Consider the following 16,010-nt stretch of genomic DNA (forward strand, 5'->3'; position numbering starts at 1 on the left):
AGAGCAGGCATAATCGCGGCCTGTTCGCCCATTTCGACCTTCATCTATGCGCATCCACGTCAGCTTCATCGACCGCGTCGGCATCACCCAGGAAGTCCTGGCGCTGCTCGGCGGGCGTAATCTGAACCTCGATGCGGTGGAGATGGTACCGCCAAACGTCTATATCGACGCGCCGACCCTGAGCGCCGAGGTGCTCGAGGAGCTGCGCGGCGCGCTGCTGCAGGTGCACGGCGTGCAGAGCGTGGAGGTGGTGGACATTCTTCCCGGTCAGCGCCGCCGCCTGCAGCTCGATGCCTTGCTTGCGGCCATGCCCGACCCGGTGCTGGCAGTGGATGATCGCGCCACCGTGCTGCTGGCCAACCCGGCGCTGATCGACATCTGCGAGCGCCCGCCCGAGGGGCTGAGCATCGCCGCGCTGTTCTCCGACGACGCGCTGCAACGCTCGCTGCTCACCGCCGGTTTCCATCAGCCGCTGCGCGAGGTGAACTTCGCCGGCCAGCCACTGCTGCTCGACGCCCAACCGATTACTGAAGACGGGCGCCTGACCGGTGGCTTGCTCACGCTCTACGCTCCAAGCCGCATGGGCCAGCGTCTGGCCGCATTGCATCACGACCATGCCGAGGGCTTCGATTCGTTGCTCGGCGAGTCCGCGCCGATTCGTGCCCTCAAGGCCCGCGCCCTGCGCGTGGCATCGCTCGATGCGCCGCTGCTGATTCATGGCGAAACCGGTACCGGCAAGGAGCTGGTGGCACGCGCCTGTCATACCGTCAGCGTGCGCCGCACCGCGCCGTTTCTAGCGCTGAACTGTGCTGCCCTGCCGGAGAACCTGGCCGAGAGCGAGCTGTTCGGCTACGCCCCCGGCGCCTTTACCGGTGCCCAGCGCGGCGGCAAGCCCGGCCTGCTGGAGTTGGCCAATCAGGGCACGGTGTTTCTCGACGAGATTGGCGAGATGTCGCCCTACCTACAGGCCAAGCTGCTGCGTTTCCTGAGCGATGGCAGCTTCCGCCGCGTCGGTGGCGACCGCGAAGTGAAGGTGGACGTGCGCATCCTCAGCGCCACCCATCGCGACCTGGAACAGATGGTGGCCGAAGGCAGCTTCCGTGAAGACCTGTTCTACCGCCTCAATGTCCTCAATCTGGAAGTGCCGCCGCTGCGCGAACGCGGCCAGGACATTCTGCTGCTGGCCCAGCACTTCATGGCCCAGGCCTGCGCGCAGATCCAGCGCCTGCCCTGCCGCCTGGCGCCGACCACCTTCCCGGCGCTGCTGGCCGGGCGCTGGCCGGGCAACGTGCGCCAGTTGCAGAACGTGATCTTCCGCGCCGCCGCGATCTGCGACAGCAACTGGGTGGAGATGGACGATCTGGATATCGCCGGCACCGAAGTGGCGCCAAAGGTGGAAGGGGAAGTCGCCAGCCTGGAACAGGCCATGGACGAATACGAGAAAGCGCTGCTGGAAAAGCTCTACGACAGCCACCCTTCCAGCCGCCAACTGGCCGCGCGCCTGGGCACCTCGCATACCGCCATCGCCAAGCGCCTGCGCAAGTACGGAATTCCGGGCAAACACTGACGCGCCAGTCAGTTAAGAAAACGCTCGTGCTTTGCAGGATCGCTGCATTTTCACTTGATCATGCAGCCGCGCATAGCGCTCGAACCAATGCCTTATCGCGGACAAGTCCGCTCCCACGGAAGGTCAGCGCTCGCAGCGCCGGCACGGTTATTCCTGTGGGAGCGGACTCGTCCGCGAAGCCTTGTATCCACCGACCAGCATTGCGTGCAGGGTGGGTGACGACGGATCAGATCGGCGTGGTGCTAGTCGGCACCTTGATCACCCCACAGGCCACGCGCGCGCCGCCGCCGCCCAAGGGCTGGGGATGATCTGAGTGGTTGTCGCCGCCAGCGTGAATCATCAGCGAACGATTGTGCAGGTCTTGCAGGCTCTTGAGCCGCGGCGCCAGCACCGGCTGGCTGGCCTTGCCGTCCTCGGTCACCAGCAGTGCAGGCAGGTCACCCAGGTGGGCGTTGTCTTCCCAGGGAAAGCCGTGGCGCCCTGCGTTCTGCGGGTCCCAATGGCCACCAGCGGCACCGGCCGGCGTTTGCTTGCCGTCCACCTGCGCGGCATTGCAGTTGGGCTCGGTGTGCACGTGGAAACCGTGAACGCCAGGCTCAAGCCCCTGCAGGTCAGGGGTAAATACCAGCCCATAGGGCGACTGGCTGATGGTCACGGTGCCGACGGCTGCGCCAGTACCTTTCTCGGTGGCCTGCTCTAGCGTCACGGTAACCGTCTCGTTGGCCTGCAGACTGGTGGCGCCAAGCAGCGCGAATGCCAGGGGAATCAGGGGTTTCATGTCGATCTATCTCCTTGTCGATGAAGCCTCCCAGTTACCGACCCTCGATCCTCCGAGCGGTTCCAGCCATATGATGTATCGATTTCATTACACCGTAACGATTACGCAACGGACACCTGAAAGCCGCGCCGCAACTCGTGCGACGCAAACTTTTCCATTTGCGACGCGTGCATTCGTAGCGATATCGTTCCATACCACTATCAAGGAATATAAAAAATACTCTTAACTTATTGATTTAATTGATATTTTTATCATTGGCACTCACATTGCAATCACCTCCAAACCTGCCCGCCACCTAGAAGCGGACACCTTTACCTCTGAGGAGTTGACATGAGCGAGTTGCGTTTCACCGCCGATCACGAATGGCTGCGTCTGGACAACGATGGTCTGGTTACCGTCGGCATCACCCATTACGCCCAGGACGCGCTCGGCGATGTGGTTTATGTGCAACTGCCGGAAGCCAAGTCCTACGCTCAAGGCGAGGAAGTGGCCGTGCTGGAGTCGGTCAAGGCCGCCAGCAACATCGTCATGCCGCTGGACGGCGAAATCGTCGAGGTCAACGCCGACCTGGAAGGCAGCCCGGAGCTGGTCAACGAATCGCCGCTGGAAAAGGCCTGGTTCTTCCGTATGCGCCTGGCCGACAACGCCGTGCTGGCCGACCTGCTGGACAAGGCCGGCTATGATCGTCTGTTGAACGCCAACGCCGACGCCTGAGTGACCGCCATGACCAAGCTCGATACCCAGAACGAATTCATCGCCCGCCATATCGGCCCGCGCGATGCCGACACCGCTGCCATGCTCGAACTGCTTGGCTATGATTCGGTCGACGCGCTGACCGGTGCGGTGATCCCTGAGAGCATCAAGGGCACCAGCATCCTCGGCGAACAGCCGGGCCTGTCGGAAGCCGACGCCCTGGCCAAGATCAAGGCCATCGCCGCCAAGAACCTGCAGTTCAAGACCTTTATCGGCCAGGGTTACTACGGCACCCACACGCCGAGCCCGATCCTGCGCAACCTGCTGGAAAACCCGGCCTGGTACACCGCCTACACCCCGTACCAGCCGGAGATTTCCCAGGGCCGCCTGGAAGCGCTGCTGAACTTCCAGACGCTGATCAGCGACCTCACCGGCATGCAGATCGCCAACGCATCCTTGCTGGATGAGGCCACCGCTGCCGCCGAAGCCATGACCTTCTGCAAGCGTCTGTCGAAGAACAAGGCTGCCAACACCTTCTTCGTTTCCCAGCACTGCCACCCGCAGACCCTCGACGTGCTGCGCACTCGTGCCGAGCCGCTGGGCATCGATATCGAAGTCGGCGACGAAGCCGCCATCACTGACGCCAGCGCCTACTTCGGCGCCCTGCTGCAGTACCCGGCGAGCAACGGCGACATCTTCGATTACCGCGCCCTGGTCGAGCGTTTCCACGCCACCAACGCTCTGGTTGCCGTAGCTGCCGACCTGCTGGCTCTGACCCTGCTCACCCCGCCGGGCGAGTTCGGCGCCGACGTCGCCCTGGGTAGCGCCCAGCGCTTCGGTGTGCCGCTGGGCTTCGGTGGCCCGCACGCTGCCTACTTCGCCACCCGCGACGCGTTCAAACGCGACATGCCGGGCCGCCTGGTCGGCATGTCGGTGGACCGCTTCGGCAAGCCGGCCCTGCGCCTGGCCATGCAGACCCGCGAGCAGCACATCCGCCGCGAGAAGGCCACCAGTAACATCTGTACCGCGCAGGTGCTGCTGGCCAACATCGCCAGCATGTACGCCGTGTACCACGGCCCGCAGGGCCTGACCGACATCGCGCAGCGCGTGCACAGCTTCACCGCGATCCTCGCCCTGGGCCTGACCAAGCTGGGCCACAGCGTCGAGCAGCAGCACTTCTTCGACACCCTGAGCATCAAGACCGGCGCCAAGACCGCCGAGCTGCATGCCAAGGCCCGTGCTGCCGGCATCAACCTGCGCGAGATCGACGCCGAGCGTCTGGGTCTGTCGCTGGACGAAACCACCGACCAGGCCGCCGTCGAGGCGCTGCTGGCACTGTTCGCTGCTGACCAAGCCGTACCTGCCGTCAGCGACCTGGCTTCGCAGATCGCCAGCCGCCTGCCGCAAGGCCTGCTGCGCCAGTCGGCGATCCTGCAGCACGAAGTGTTCAACCGCTACCACAGCGAAACCGAGCTGATGCGCTACCTGCGCAAGCTGGCCGACAAGGATCTGGCTCTGGATCGCAGCATGATCCCGCTGGGCTCCTGCACCATGAAGCTCAACGCCGCCAGCGAAATGATCCCGGTCACCTGGCCAGAATTCGGCAACCTGCACCCCTTCGCTCCGGTCGAGCAGGCCGCGGGTTACACCCAGCTGACCACTGAGCTGGAAGCCATGCTCTGCGCCGCCACCGGCTACGACGCCGTGTCGCTGCAGCCCAACGCCGGTTCCCAGGGCGAGTACGCCGGCCTGCTGGCCATCCGCGCCTATCACCTGAGCCGTGGCGACGATCAGCGCGACATCTGCCTGATCCCGCAATCGGCCCACGGCACCAACCCGGCGACCGCCTCCATGGCCGGTATGCGCGTGGTGGTGACCGCCTGTGACGCACGCGGCAACGTCGACATCGCCGATCTGAAGGCCAAGGCCGAAGAGCACAAGGATCGCCTGGCTGCGATCATGATCACCTACCCGTCCACCCACGGTGTGTTCGAGGAAGGCATCCGCGAGATCTGCCAGATCATCCACGACAACGGCGGCCAGGTGTACATCGACGGCGCCAACATGAACGCCATGGTCGGCCTCTGCGCGCCGGGTCAGTTCGGCGGCGACGTCTCCCACCTGAACCTGCACAAGACCTTCTGCATCCCGCACGGCGGTGGCGGCCCGGGCGTTGGCCCGATCGGCGTCAAGTCGCACCTGGCGCCGTTCCTGCCGGGCCATGCTCACATGGCTCGCAAGGAAGGTGCAGTCAGCGCCGCGCCGTTCGGCAGCGCCAGCATCCTGCCGATCACCTGGATGTACATCACCATGATGGGCGGCAACGGCCTCAAGCGCGCGTCGCAGATGGCCATTCTCAACGCCAACTACATCGCCCGTCGCCTGGAAGAGCACTACCCGGTGCTGTACTCCGGCGAAGGCGGCCTGGTGGCGCACGAGTGCATCCTCGACATCCGTCCGCTCAAGGACAGCAGCGGCATCAGCGTCGACGACGTGGCCAAGCGCCTGATCGACTTCGGCTTCCACGCCCCGACCATGTCCTTCCCTGTGGCCGGCACCCTGATGATCGAGCCGACCGAGAGCGAGTCCAAGGAAGAGCTGGATCGCTTCTGTGACGCCATGATCGCCATCCGCGAAGAAATCCGCGCGGTCGAGCAAGGCCGCCTGGACAAGGACGACAACCCGCTGAAGAACGCCCCGCACACCGCCCTGGAGCTGGTTGGCGAGTGGAACCACGCCTACAGCCGCGAGCAGGCCGTGTACCCGCTGGCGACCCTGATCGAGGCCAAGTACTGGCCGCCGGTCGGCCGCGTGGACAACGTCTACGGCGACCGCAACCTGGTCTGCGCCTGCCCGTCCATCGAGGCGTATCAGGACGCGTAAGCACGGTGAACCGTCCCCCTCTCCCGCTTGCGGGGCGAAAGCGGAATTAGCGAAGCACTGCTTCGCCCGCTGAAGCGCCCTGAGCTCTGCGAAGGGCGGGGGCGCGGAGCGGGGGCCGGGGGAGAGGGTAAAGCGGTTGTCTACGCAGCCCCCTCTCCCTAACCCTCTCCCCGAGGGGAGAGGGGACGGTTCAGTGGCTAGTCTCCCCTATTTTCGGCTCCCCTCACCGGGGCGGGCCTGTTTCATCCCGAGAAAAACGATAAAGAGCGCCTCACCATGTTCAGCAAGCACGACCAACTGCAGGGCTATGACGATGCCCTGCTCGCGGCGATCCAGGCCGAGGAAAAACGCCAGGAAGACCATATCGAGCTGATCGCCTCGGAGAACTACTGCAGCCAGCGCGTGATGCAAGCGCAAGGCAGCGGCCTGACCAACAAGTACGCCGAAGGCTATCCGGGCAAGCGCTACTACGGTGGTTGCGAGCATGTGGACAAGGTCGAGGCACTGGCCATCGAGCGCGCCAAGCAGCTGTTCGGCGCCGACTACGCCAACGTCCAGCCGCACTCCGGCTCTTCGGCCAACAGCGCCGTGTACCTCGCACTGCTGAGCGCGGGCGATACCATCCTCGGCATGAGCCTGGCCCATGGCGGCCACCTGACCCACGGCGCCAAGGTGTCGTCCTCGGGCAAGCTGTACAACGCGGTGCAGTACGGCATCGATGAGAACGGCCTGATCGATTACGACGAAGTCGAGCGCCTGGCAGTCGAGCACAAGCCGAAGATGATCGTCGCCGGTTTCTCGGCCTACTCGCGCGTGCTGGACTTCCCGCGTTTCCGCGCCATCGCCGACAAGGTCGGTGCGCTGCTGTTCGTCGACATGGCCCACGTCGCGGGCCTGGTCGCCGCTGGCCTGTACCCGAACCCGGTGCCGTTCGCCGACGTGGTTACCACCACCACGCACAAGACCCTGCGTGGCCCGCGTGGCGGTCTGATCCTGGCCAAGGCCAATGAAGAGATCGAGAAGAAGCTCAACTCCGCCGTATTCCCCGGCGCCCAGGGCGGCCCGCTGATGCACGTCATCGCGGCCAAGGCGGTGTGCTTCAAGGAAGCACTGGAGCCGGGCTTCAAGACCTACCAGCAGCAGGTGATCGACAACGCCCGCGCCATGGCCGAGGTATTCGTCGAGCGCGGTTATGACGTGGTCTCCGGCGGCACCGACAACCACCTGATGCTGATCAGCCTGGTCAAGCAGGGCCTGACCGGCAAGGCGGCCGACGCGGCGCTGGGCGATGCCCACATCACGGTGAACAAGAACGCCGTGCCGAACGACCCGCAGTCGCCGTTCGTCACTTCCGGCATACGTATTGGCACCCCGGCGGTGACCACTCGCGGCTTCAAGGAAGGCGAATGCCGCACCCTGGCCGGCTGGATCTGCGACATCCTCGACGACTTGGAAAACCCAGCCGTGATCGAGCGTGTGCGCGGCCAGGTCGCCGACCTGTGCACCACCTTCCCGGTCTACGCTGACTGACACCCGACTTACCACGGGCCGCGCGGCGGCCCCAACCGGTGCGCACAGCGCACCCAACAGGAAATCGACATGACCACTGAAACTCTCGCCAAGACTCCGCTGCACGCCCTGCACCTCGAACTCGGCGCACGCATGGTGCCCTTCGCCGGCTATGACATGCCCGTGCAGTACCCGCTGGGTGTGATGAAGGAACACCTGCACACCCGTGAGGCCGCCGGCCTGTTCGACGTCTCGCACATGGGCCAGATCCTGCTGCGTGGCGAGAACGCCGCGCGTGCCCTGGAAACCCTGGTGCCGGTGGACATCATCGACCTGCCGGTGGGTACACAGCGCTACGCCATGTTCACCGACGCCCAGGGCGGCATCCTCGACGATCTGATGGTCGCCAACCTTGGTGACGACACCCTGTACCTAGTGGTCAACGCCGCCTGCAAGGATCAGGACCTAGCCCATCTGAAGAAGCACATCGGCGAGCAGTGCCAGATCGAGTGCCTGTTCGAGGAGCGCGCCCTGCTCGCCCTGCAAGGCCCGAAAGCGGTCGACGTGCTGGCCCGCCTGGCGCCGGAAGTGAGCAAGATGACCTTCATGCAGGTGGCCCGCGTACGCCTGCTGGGCAGCGAATGCATCGTCAGCCGCAGCGGCTATACCGGCGAAGACGGTTTCGAGATTTCCGTCGTCGTCGACCAAGCCGAAGCCCTGGCTCGCAGCCTGCTGGCCGAAGCCGAAGTCGAGGCCATCGGCCTCGGCGCGCGTGACTCGCTGCGCCTGGAAGCCGGCCTATGCCTGTACGGCCACGACATGAGCAGCGCCACCACGCCGATCGAGGCCAGCCTGCTGTGGGCCGTCTCCAAGGTGCGCCGCGCTGATGGCGAGCGTGCCGGCAACTTCCCGGGCGCCGAGCGCGTGTTCGAGCAACAGCAGAAAGGCGTGGCCCGCAAGCGCGTCGGCCTGCTGCCGCAGGAACGCGTACCGGTGCGTGAAGGTGCGGAAATCGTCGATGCCGACGGCACCGTGATCGGCCAGGTATGCAGCGGCGGCTTCGGCCCGACCCTCGGCGCACCGGTGGCTATGGGTTACGTCAATGCCAGCCACACCGCCATCGACAGCGATGTCTGGGCCGTGGTGCGCGGCAAGCGCGTTGCGATGAAAGTGGCCAAGACCCCGTTCGTGCCGCAGCGCTACTACCGCGGCTGATTCGCGGCGCAGCCTGGCTGCCCGCTCCCCTCTCCCATGTATGGGAAAGGGGTTGAGGGCAAGGTGCGTAGGGCGGGTGAAACCCGCCGCGCGATCTGGCGGGTTGACCCGCCCTACAGGCTGAAGCCCTTCCGACAGATGCAGCCATTCGCGGACAAGTCCGCTCCCACAGAAGCAGCGAGATAGAGTGGCTGGATTTGGGGGAGCGGACTTGTCCGCGAAAGCTTCGTAGCCCGGATGCAATCCGGGGATGCCCTCAAAAGCTCCCGGATTGCATCCGGGCTACGTTGTTATTACCCCCTGATTCGCTCGTATGACACACGCTCGCTTCCGGCACGCAGCGTCTGTGCCCCGCTGCTCCACTTCGTAGGGCGGGTGAAGTCCGCCACATTGCTCTAGCGGGTTGCACCCGCCCTACGAGTAGCCATCCGCGCTACGTCGCGCTATTACCCCCTGATCCGCTCGTAAGGCACCCGCTCGCGGCCGGCACGCAGCGTCTGTGCCCACCAGTTAAGTTGCACCAACGTATGCGCCAGCGCCGAGTTGGCTCGCCGTGGCTCGCTCAACCGCCCCTGATCGTCGAACTGTTCCCAGGCATTGGTGAAGCTCACCGAGCCGCGCACCGTCATGCCATGCAACTCCGCCAGCACCTGGCGCAATTGCTCTACCGCACGCAGCCCGCCGGACACTCCGCCATAACTGACGAACCCCACCGGCCGTGCTTCCCAGGATGCCGGCACCTCGTCGATGAATTGCTTGAGCGCCGCCGGATAGCCGTGGTTGTACTCCGGGGTGACGATCAGAAAGGCATCGGCGCGCAGCAGATGCTGCAGCGACTGATGGCGTTGCTCGGCAACCGCCTGCGCTTCACCTGGCTGGCGGAACATCACGGCCGGATCGACCAGGCTCAAGTCAAATTCGCTGCGCTGCTCGATCTGCTCACGCGCCCAGGCCACCACCTGGTCGCAGAAGCGCTCTTCACGCACGCTGCCGTAAATCAGTACCAGACGAATGCGGTCCTGCATGGAAATGCCCTCGGGGTTGTCTATCAAGGCCTGCGAGGGTAAAACCTCAACTTAACTTGAGGTCAACAGGAATTTGTCATGGACATGCATCGCGCCTTCCACGAACGCCCGCTGAGCGTCGGCCAGGTTGCCGAGCGCAGCGGCGTGGCGATTTCCACGCTGCATTTCTACGAAACCAAGGGCTTGATCCAGAGCCAGCGCAATGCCGGCAATCAGCGGCGTTATCGGCGTGATGTGCTGCGCCGCGTGGCGATCATCAAGGTGGCACAGCGCCTGGGCATTCCGCTGGCCGATATTGCTGCCGCGCTGGCCACTCTGCCCTGCGATCACATGCCCACGGCCGCGGACTGGCAACAACTGTCGGCACAATGGCAACGTGACCTGGATGCCCGCATCGAACAGATGACACAGCTGCGCGACCAGCTCACCGGCTGCATCGGTTGCGGTTGCCTGTCGATGCAGGACTGCCCATTGCGCAACCCCGGGGACGAACTTGGCGCGCAGGGCGCTGGCGCACGCCTGCTGGAGACGGATTAATCGTCCAGGCAGTTGCGCCGATTGCTGAATACCTCGCGCCGGATGTCGCGCACATCCAGGGAAATCGCCGGCACCTGCGGCAGGCGTTGCACCAGTGCGCGTACGATACGCCGCGACAGCGCCCGTTTGTCGTCATCGTTGCGGCCAGCCAGCACGTAGAAGATCAGGTGCACAAACGGGCCCGGCTCGCCACCGACGCAGTGATGCTCGTACAGGCTCAGGCGCACCTTGACCTCACCGGGTTGGAACAGACCACTGTCGGCCGTCTGGTCATGCACCAGTTGCACCAGCTCCTGAGGCGCAATCAGCTCACTCACCTCGCGTGCAGCTTCGATCAGGCAATGCGGCATGGATAAGTCCTTGGTGTAAGTAAATTTGTCATACGTTATCACACAACAAAAGCACCACCCTGCCGCTGTCTTTTCCCGCGTTCCTATCGGCCATGAGCGTTCCTCATGGCGTTTATACTGGGCACCGACGACGTAGACCACTCAGACTTTCGTCTGCCATACATTGACAAGCGATAAAAATGCTGTCGATAATCCATCCAGTTGTATGACGACTTATGACAAAGATAAAAACAAGAATCAGGGCCAGAACATGACTATCCTCGCCTCTTTCTCAGCGCAGCAGCTCCTCGCCTGCTCAGCATTCATCGCCACCAGATGCCATAAACCCGGATTCGCCGGAGGCTGACACCAGCCACCAGCAATGACCGGCCGCGTTCGGCCGGCCGCTCGCCCTCTACAGGGGCAAACACAGCATTCCCCTTCATGCAGGCCCTGAGCAGGCCAGCAGGGGATGGTTCGTTCAAAAACTGGGAGCACAACAATAATGACCGCACGCAACATCATTCCATTGGCCCTGCTTGGCAGCACGGCTCTGGCCCTGGTTATGCCGACTGCCACGCACGCTGCCGGCTTTGTCGAAGACGCCAAGGTCACCCTCGGCCTGCGCAACTACTACTTCAACCGCAACTACCTCAACGGCACCGACCCCTTGATCCGCGGGGAGCGCCAGGGCCAGGCCGAAGGCTGGACCCAGAGCTTCATCCTCGATGCCCGCTCCGGCTACACCCAGGGCACCGTCGGCTTCGGTCTCGATGTGCTCGGTCTGTACAGCGTCAAGCTGGACGGCAACCGTGGCGCCGCCAACACCCAGCTGATGCCGATCCACGATGACGGCCAGGCCGCTGATGACTTCGGCCGCACTGCCGTAGCCGCCAAGGCCAAGATTTCCAAGACCGAACTGAAGGTCGGTGAGTGGTTCGCCGTGCTGCCGATCCTGCGTGCTGATGACGGTCGCTCGCTGCCGCAAACCTTCCAGGGCGCGCAGCTCACCTCCGGCGAAATCGACGGCCTCACCCTGTACGGCGGCCAGTTCTGGAAGAACAGCCAGCGCCACGACGCCAGCCGTGAGGACATGACGTTCAACGGTGTGGATGGCGATGACTTCAACTTCGGCGGCGGTGAATACCGCTTCAACGGCAACAGCACCATGGTCGGCGTCTGGCACGCCCGCCTGGAAGATGTGTACAAGCAGAGCTTCGTACAGTTGACCCACAGCCAGCCGGTCGGTGACTGGGTGCTGGGCGCCAACCTCGGCTATTTCAACGGAAAGGACGAAGGCGCGGCCAAGGCCGGCGACCTGGACAACAAGGTGTATCAGGGCGCGCTGTCGGCCAAGAGGGGCAACAACACCTTCCAGGTCACCTACCAGCGTCTGAGCGGCGATACCAAGTTCCTGCGCATCGACGGCGCCAGCGGCGGCTCACTGGTCAACGATGGCTTCCTGTCCGCTTTCGACAGTCCGGAAGAGCGTTCCTGGCAGGTTCGTCACGACTACAACTTCGCCGGCATGGGCATTCCAGGCCTGACCCTGATGAACCGCTACACCAGCGGCTCCAATATCCATGCTGGCGGCCGTACCGATGCCGAAGAGTGGAGCCGTGAGACCGAGCTGGCCTACACCATTCAGGAAGGCACGCTGAAGAACCTGAACGTGCGCTGGCGTAACTCCGACGTCCGCCGCGACGTTGGCCAGGATCTGCACGAGAACCGTCTGATCATCAACTATCCGCTGTCGATTCTGTAATACCGGACGCTTCACTACGTCCTATTGACTCCTGTGTGTTAACGGCACTTTAGGCCCGTCCTCGTGACGGGCTTTTTTTGCCTACGAACCCAACGAGCCACTTCACGGGACGCCAGCATTCGCGCCCGGCACGCCCAGCCTCAGCGCAAGCGCCCGACCATTTGCGCCAGCACCGTCAGCACGTCCTGCCCCAATTTCTGCGAGCGCGCGCCATTCCAGCCGGTGCGTGGCTGCGGGCTGTCGTCGTGGTCCTTGAACGGCATCTCGATGGTGAACGACAGGCAATCGAAGGTTTCGCCCACCGCGTTGCAGGCCAGGGTCAGGTTGGCCTGGCCCGGCTCGTCGCGCGGGTAGCCGAAACGGGTCTGGAACTCAGCGCCGATCCCGACCAGGCGGCTGCGGAAGTCCTCTTCCAATGCAGCCAGGCGCGGGGTGTAGCCGGGATTGCCTTCGCAACCGGCGGTGAACACATGAGGAATTTCCTCATCGCCGTGAATATCGAGGAACAGGTCGACGCCGATGCGCTGCATATGCTGCAGCACGAACAACACTTCCGGGCTGCGCTCGGAGCTGGCCGACTGCCAGGCGCGATTGAGGTCCTGCCCGGCATAGTTGGTACGCAGATGACCACGATAGGCGCCGTCCGGATTCATGTTCGGCACCAGGTAGAATTCGGCCTCACGCAGCAATGCGGCGACCTCGGCATCCTGCGGATTCTGCAGGCGCTCGATCAGCCCTTCCATGAACCACTCGGCCATATGCTCGCCGGGGTGCTGCTGGGCGATGAGCCACAACTTGCGCGGCGCGGCAGCCTGGCCGCCGATACGCAGCAGCTGGATATCGCGCCCCTCCAGGCTTCTGCCACTGGCCACCAGCTCGGCGCCGCGCTCCAGCGCCCTAGCGATCAGCCGTTCGTGTCGCGCTCGCGGGTAAGGTTCGAAGTAGGCGAACCGTACGCTCTTGTGCTCGGCCTGCAGCTCGAATCGCAGTTGCCCGTCCTCGAACCGGGTCGGCACGCGAAACCAGTCCTGCTGATCGTAACTGGCCACGGCCTGGTAACCGTCCCAGGCGCGGTTATAAGCCGATTGCCCGGCATTGGTCAGATTGAAGCCGTAACGCTGGCCAGGCTGCAGGCCATCGACCTGAAAGTGAAACCACTGTAAGTGGTGACTGTTGAGGTCCGGCCGCATGGCCAGCAGCACGCGCTGCGGGTCACTGGTGTCGATGACCTGGATATTGCCGCTGTCGAAATCCGCACTGATCTTCATGGCTGCCTCTTGAGCGAAATCAGCGCTCAGGATTGCAGCTCATCGCGCCAGTGGGAAGTCGGCACTGCACGGAGAGTTCAGAGCGAACTAAGGTGAGCGGGGCAGGCCTAACAGCGACTTGCCTCGTTTTCTCGCCCAGGGAGCCACTGCCATGCCCAGTCCATTCAATCTGTTTCACGCCACAACCGCCCTGCTCGCACTCGTGTTGCTGGCAGGATGCGCCGGGCGTGAGCCTGACGCCGCCAAGCCCGACGACCAGCCGCAGGCCGAACAGCCCATCACCGAGACCGAACAGGATCAGTTGCGCCAAAAGGCCCAACGTGGCGACCTGGACAGCCAGTTCCAGCTCGGCAGCAGCTACTTCGTCGGCCAGCCGGAAAAGAATCTCAAGCAGGCCGAGTACTGGTGGAAGCAGGCCGCCGACAAGGGTCATGCCATGGCTGCAGTAAGCCTGGCCTACCTCTATACCGGGAGGGATGCGCCGGAGTTCGCTAACCAGCGCGACATGCTCAAATACCTCAACCAGTCAGCCGCTGCCGGCAACCCTATGGCCCAGCATGTGTTGGGCAACCTCTATCGCCGCGGCGAAGGTGGTGTGTCGCGCGACCCCGACCAGGCCCAGCGCCTGTACCAGAGTGCCTGTCAGCAGAACTACGAGCCGTCCTGCGCGGCACTGGGGCGTCAGTAAGCCGAACGTTCAACCCTAAGGTTCAAGGTCGAACAGCGCCTTGCCGCTTTCCATATCGCAGGGCGCCGAGAAGTGCTCATGGAAAATCAGCCAGCTGCCGCCTTGGCGGCGCAGGCACTGGGTCACGCGCATCCAGCAGGTTTCCATCTCGCCCTTGTCATTGGTGCCGCCGCAATGCAGCAGGTAGTGGGTCACGCCGAGATCGCCGCTGGCGTTGAAAGTCGGCTCGTGCGGCTCGAACATCCCCGGGCCGCTGCACATCTCCATGCAGGCCTGCCAATGCGCCTGATACGCCGGGCGTCCTTCGAAGCGCAGCGGGCCGACGGCATCGTAGGACACCAGATCCTCCACGTAGTGACTCATGATGCGCGCCACGTCCTTGCTGCGGCAGGCTTCGGTCCAGCTGTTCAGTGCGTCTTGCAGTTCATGCTGACTCATGGGGTTTCTCCTTCGCTAGGGTTCAGGCCTTGTGGCCGCAACAGTCATGGGTGGGCGCCGCCTGCTCGTACTCATCGTGCAGGCGTGTCCAGTTAAGGCCCTTGCCGTCCAGGTCGGGCATGCCGTCCCAGCCTTCGCCACGGCCAAAGGGCGTGAAGTCGAGGAAATGGAAGCTGCTCATCAGGATCTCCACACCTCGGCCATAGGTGGAGTAGGTGTGATAGATGCGCCCACCCTCCCGCAGAAACACACTGACGCCAGGCTGCTCACCCTGCACGTGATAGGTCAGGCCCAGGCGCTCGAGCTCTTCCTTGTCGCGGTAGTTGTACTCGACCGGCGCGACCTGCTCGTCGGTGGTGGCGTGGTAGTCGTAGTTGAAACGGCTGCCGTATGAGCTGTACCAGGGCAGGGTCCAGCCCATACGCCGCTTGAAAGCTTCGAGATCGGCCAGCGGCGCGCGCGAGACCAGCACCAGGTTGGTGTCACGGGCATGCAGGTGGGACTGGTGACCGATGTTGTCCACCAGGCAGGAACAACCGTCGCAACCCTCGCCTCGGTCCATGTGGTACATGAAGTGATAGACGATCAACTGGCTACGCCCGTCGAACAGCGCCTCTAACCCAACCTCGCCGTCTGGGCCATCGAAGCGGTAATCCTCCTCCACCAGCACCATGGGCAAGGCACGGCGGGCACGGTTGAGCGCATCGCGCTGACGGGTCAAGGCCTTTTCCTGCTCGAGCAGGGCCTTGCGCGCGGCCAACCATTGCTCGCGCGTGGCGACTTCAGGGATATAACGACGGTCCATAAGAATTCTCCGATGAACGATGGCGACTCAGCGCTGCGCGGCCGGGTCGATATCCAGTTGGCGAATCGGCCGCACTTCGACGCAGCCGACACGGGCGGCGGGAATGTGCCCGGCGAGCTGGATGGCTTCGTTGAGATCACGCGCCTCGATCAGGTAGAAGCCAGCCAGTTGCTCCTTGGTTTCGGCAAAGGGGCCATCGGTGATCGCCAGCTTGCCGCCACGCATGCGCACCGTGGTGGCGGTCTGTACCGACTGCAGCGCCTCGGCGGCGAGCATGCGCCCGCTTTCCTGCACACGCTGGGCGTAGGCGTGGCATTCGCTGTCATGCGGGCTGTCGGCGGAGCTGTGCAGCTCCTGTTCGCTGGCGTAGACGAGACAAAGGTATTTCATGGCGCGCTCCAGTTCCTTGGGGGTGGATACTGGATAGTCGAACCTAAGGGCGCTATTTCGACATTGGCCGAAAAAAGATCTTCGCAGCCGACGAACGGTCGGACGCGCCTCGTTAGCGAG

15 protein-coding genes are annotated in these 16,010 nt (G+C 63.8%); 8 read left to right on the forward strand and 7 right to left on the reverse strand.

The genetic code is table 11. From position 1 onward, the window contains the following. The first annotated feature begins 46 nt into the window (after positions 1-46). A complete protein-coding gene (locus tag B2U07_RS10055) occupies positions 47-1,567 on the forward strand; it encodes a sigma-54-dependent transcriptional regulator (protein ID WP_275544415.1) in 1,521 nt (506 codons plus the stop codon). Positions 1,568-1,793: 226 nt separating this feature from the next. On the opposite strand, the gene sodC is transcribed toward B2U07_RS10055, so the two are convergent. Next, positions 1,794-2,345, reverse strand: a complete 552-nt coding sequence (gene sodC / locus B2U07_RS10060) for a superoxide dismutase [Cu-Zn] SodC (RefSeq protein ID WP_275544414.1) — start codon at positions 2,343-2,345, stop codon at positions 1,794-1,796. Positions 2,346-2,675: 330 nt separating this feature from the next. Here sodC and gcvH point away from each other — a divergent pair, with 330 nt between their 5' ends. The 4 genes from gcvH to gcvT all read left to right on the forward strand — a co-directional run bounded on the left by gcvH (position 2,676) and on the right by gcvT (position 8,645). Next, positions 2,676-3,059: a glycine cleavage system protein GcvH gene (gene gcvH / locus B2U07_RS10065; protein WP_275544413.1), complete on the forward strand. Its 384-nt coding sequence runs from the start codon at positions 2,676-2,678 to the stop codon at positions 3,057-3,059. Positions 3,060-3,068: 9 nt separating this feature from the next. Then, complete coding sequence (gene gcvP / locus B2U07_RS10070) at positions 3,069-5,921, forward strand: aminomethyl-transferring glycine dehydrogenase (protein ID WP_275544412.1); 2,853 nt, start codon at positions 3,069-3,071, stop codon at positions 5,919-5,921. 276 nt (positions 5,922-6,197) lie between these two features. Further along, positions 6,198-7,451 (forward strand): serine hydroxymethyltransferase, encoded by a 1,254-nt coding sequence (glyA, locus tag B2U07_RS10075; protein ID WP_275546884.1) that lies wholly within the window; start codon positions 6,198-6,200, stop codon positions 7,449-7,451. 69 nt (positions 7,452-7,520) lie between these two features. Further along, entirely contained in the window at positions 7,521-8,645 is a 1,125-nt protein-coding gene (gene gcvT, locus B2U07_RS10080) for a glycine cleavage system aminomethyltransferase GcvT (RefSeq protein WP_275546885.1), read from the forward strand. 446 nt (positions 8,646-9,091) lie between these two features. Here the strand turns inward: gcvT and B2U07_RS10085 are convergent, their stop codons facing one another. Next, a complete protein-coding gene (locus B2U07_RS10085; protein WP_275546886.1) occupies positions 9,092-9,670 on the reverse strand; it encodes an NADPH-dependent FMN reductase in 579 nt (192 codons plus the stop codon). Positions 9,671-9,754: 84 nt separating this feature from the next. On the opposite strand from B2U07_RS10085, the gene soxR reads away from it, so the two are divergent. Continuing rightward, a complete protein-coding gene (soxR, locus tag B2U07_RS10090) occupies positions 9,755-10,207 on the forward strand; it encodes a redox-sensitive transcriptional activator SoxR (protein ID WP_419096338.1) in 453 nt (150 codons plus the stop codon). Here the strand turns inward: soxR and B2U07_RS10095 are convergent. Next, positions 10,204-10,557, reverse strand: coding sequence for a 5-carboxymethyl-2-hydroxymuconate Delta-isomerase (locus tag B2U07_RS10095; protein ID WP_275546888.1), 354 nt, complete (start codon positions 10,555-10,557; stop codon positions 10,204-10,206). The genes soxR and B2U07_RS10095 overlap by 4 nt on opposite strands. A 484-nt stretch (positions 10,558-11,041) precedes the next feature. On the opposite strand from B2U07_RS10095, the gene B2U07_RS10100 reads away from it, so the two are divergent. Continuing rightward, on the forward strand, positions 11,042-12,301 hold the full coding sequence (locus B2U07_RS10100; protein WP_197855215.1) for an OprD family porin: 1,260 nt from the start codon (positions 11,042-11,044) through the stop codon (positions 12,299-12,301). A 140-nt stretch (positions 12,302-12,441) separates the two neighbouring features. Here B2U07_RS10100 and B2U07_RS10105 read toward each other — a convergent pair whose 3' ends face one another. Then, on the reverse strand, positions 12,442-13,569 hold the full coding sequence (locus tag B2U07_RS10105) for a M14 family metallopeptidase (protein ID WP_275546889.1): 1,128 nt from the start codon (positions 13,567-13,569) through the stop codon (positions 12,442-12,444). A gap of 151 nt (positions 13,570-13,720) precedes the next feature. Here B2U07_RS10105 and B2U07_RS10110 point away from each other — a divergent pair, with 151 nt between their 5' ends. Continuing rightward, the gene (locus B2U07_RS10110) at positions 13,721-14,257 is read left to right on the forward strand and encodes a tetratricopeptide repeat protein (protein ID WP_275546890.1); all 537 of its coding nucleotides are present in this window, start codon (positions 13,721-13,723) and stop codon (positions 14,255-14,257) included. Positions 14,258-14,272: 15 nt separating this feature from the next. Here the strand turns inward: B2U07_RS10110 and B2U07_RS10115 are convergent, their stop codons facing one another. From B2U07_RS10115 to B2U07_RS10125, 3 genes are read right to left on the reverse strand one after another with little or no spacing between them, the layout of a single operon-like run. Continuing rightward, a complete protein-coding gene (locus tag B2U07_RS10115) occupies positions 14,273-14,695 on the reverse strand; it encodes a YybH family protein (RefSeq protein ID WP_275546891.1) in 423 nt (140 codons plus the stop codon). 22 nt (positions 14,696-14,717) lie between these two features. Continuing rightward, positions 14,718-15,500: a DUF899 domain-containing protein gene (locus B2U07_RS10120; protein WP_197855211.1), complete on the reverse strand. Its 783-nt coding sequence runs from the start codon at positions 15,498-15,500 to the stop codon at positions 14,718-14,720. A 27-nt stretch (positions 15,501-15,527) separates the two neighbouring features. Further along, positions 15,528-15,890, reverse strand: a complete 363-nt coding sequence (locus tag B2U07_RS10125) for a YciI family protein (RefSeq protein ID WP_197855210.1) — start codon at positions 15,888-15,890, stop codon at positions 15,528-15,530. Between the last annotated feature and the right edge of the window lie 120 nt (positions 15,891-16,010).

The sequence above is a fragment of the Pseudomonas sp. UBA7530 genome (assembly GCF_002479365.1).
Classification (GTDB): domain Bacteria; phylum Pseudomonadota; class Gammaproteobacteria; order Pseudomonadales; family Pseudomonadaceae; genus Aquipseudomonas.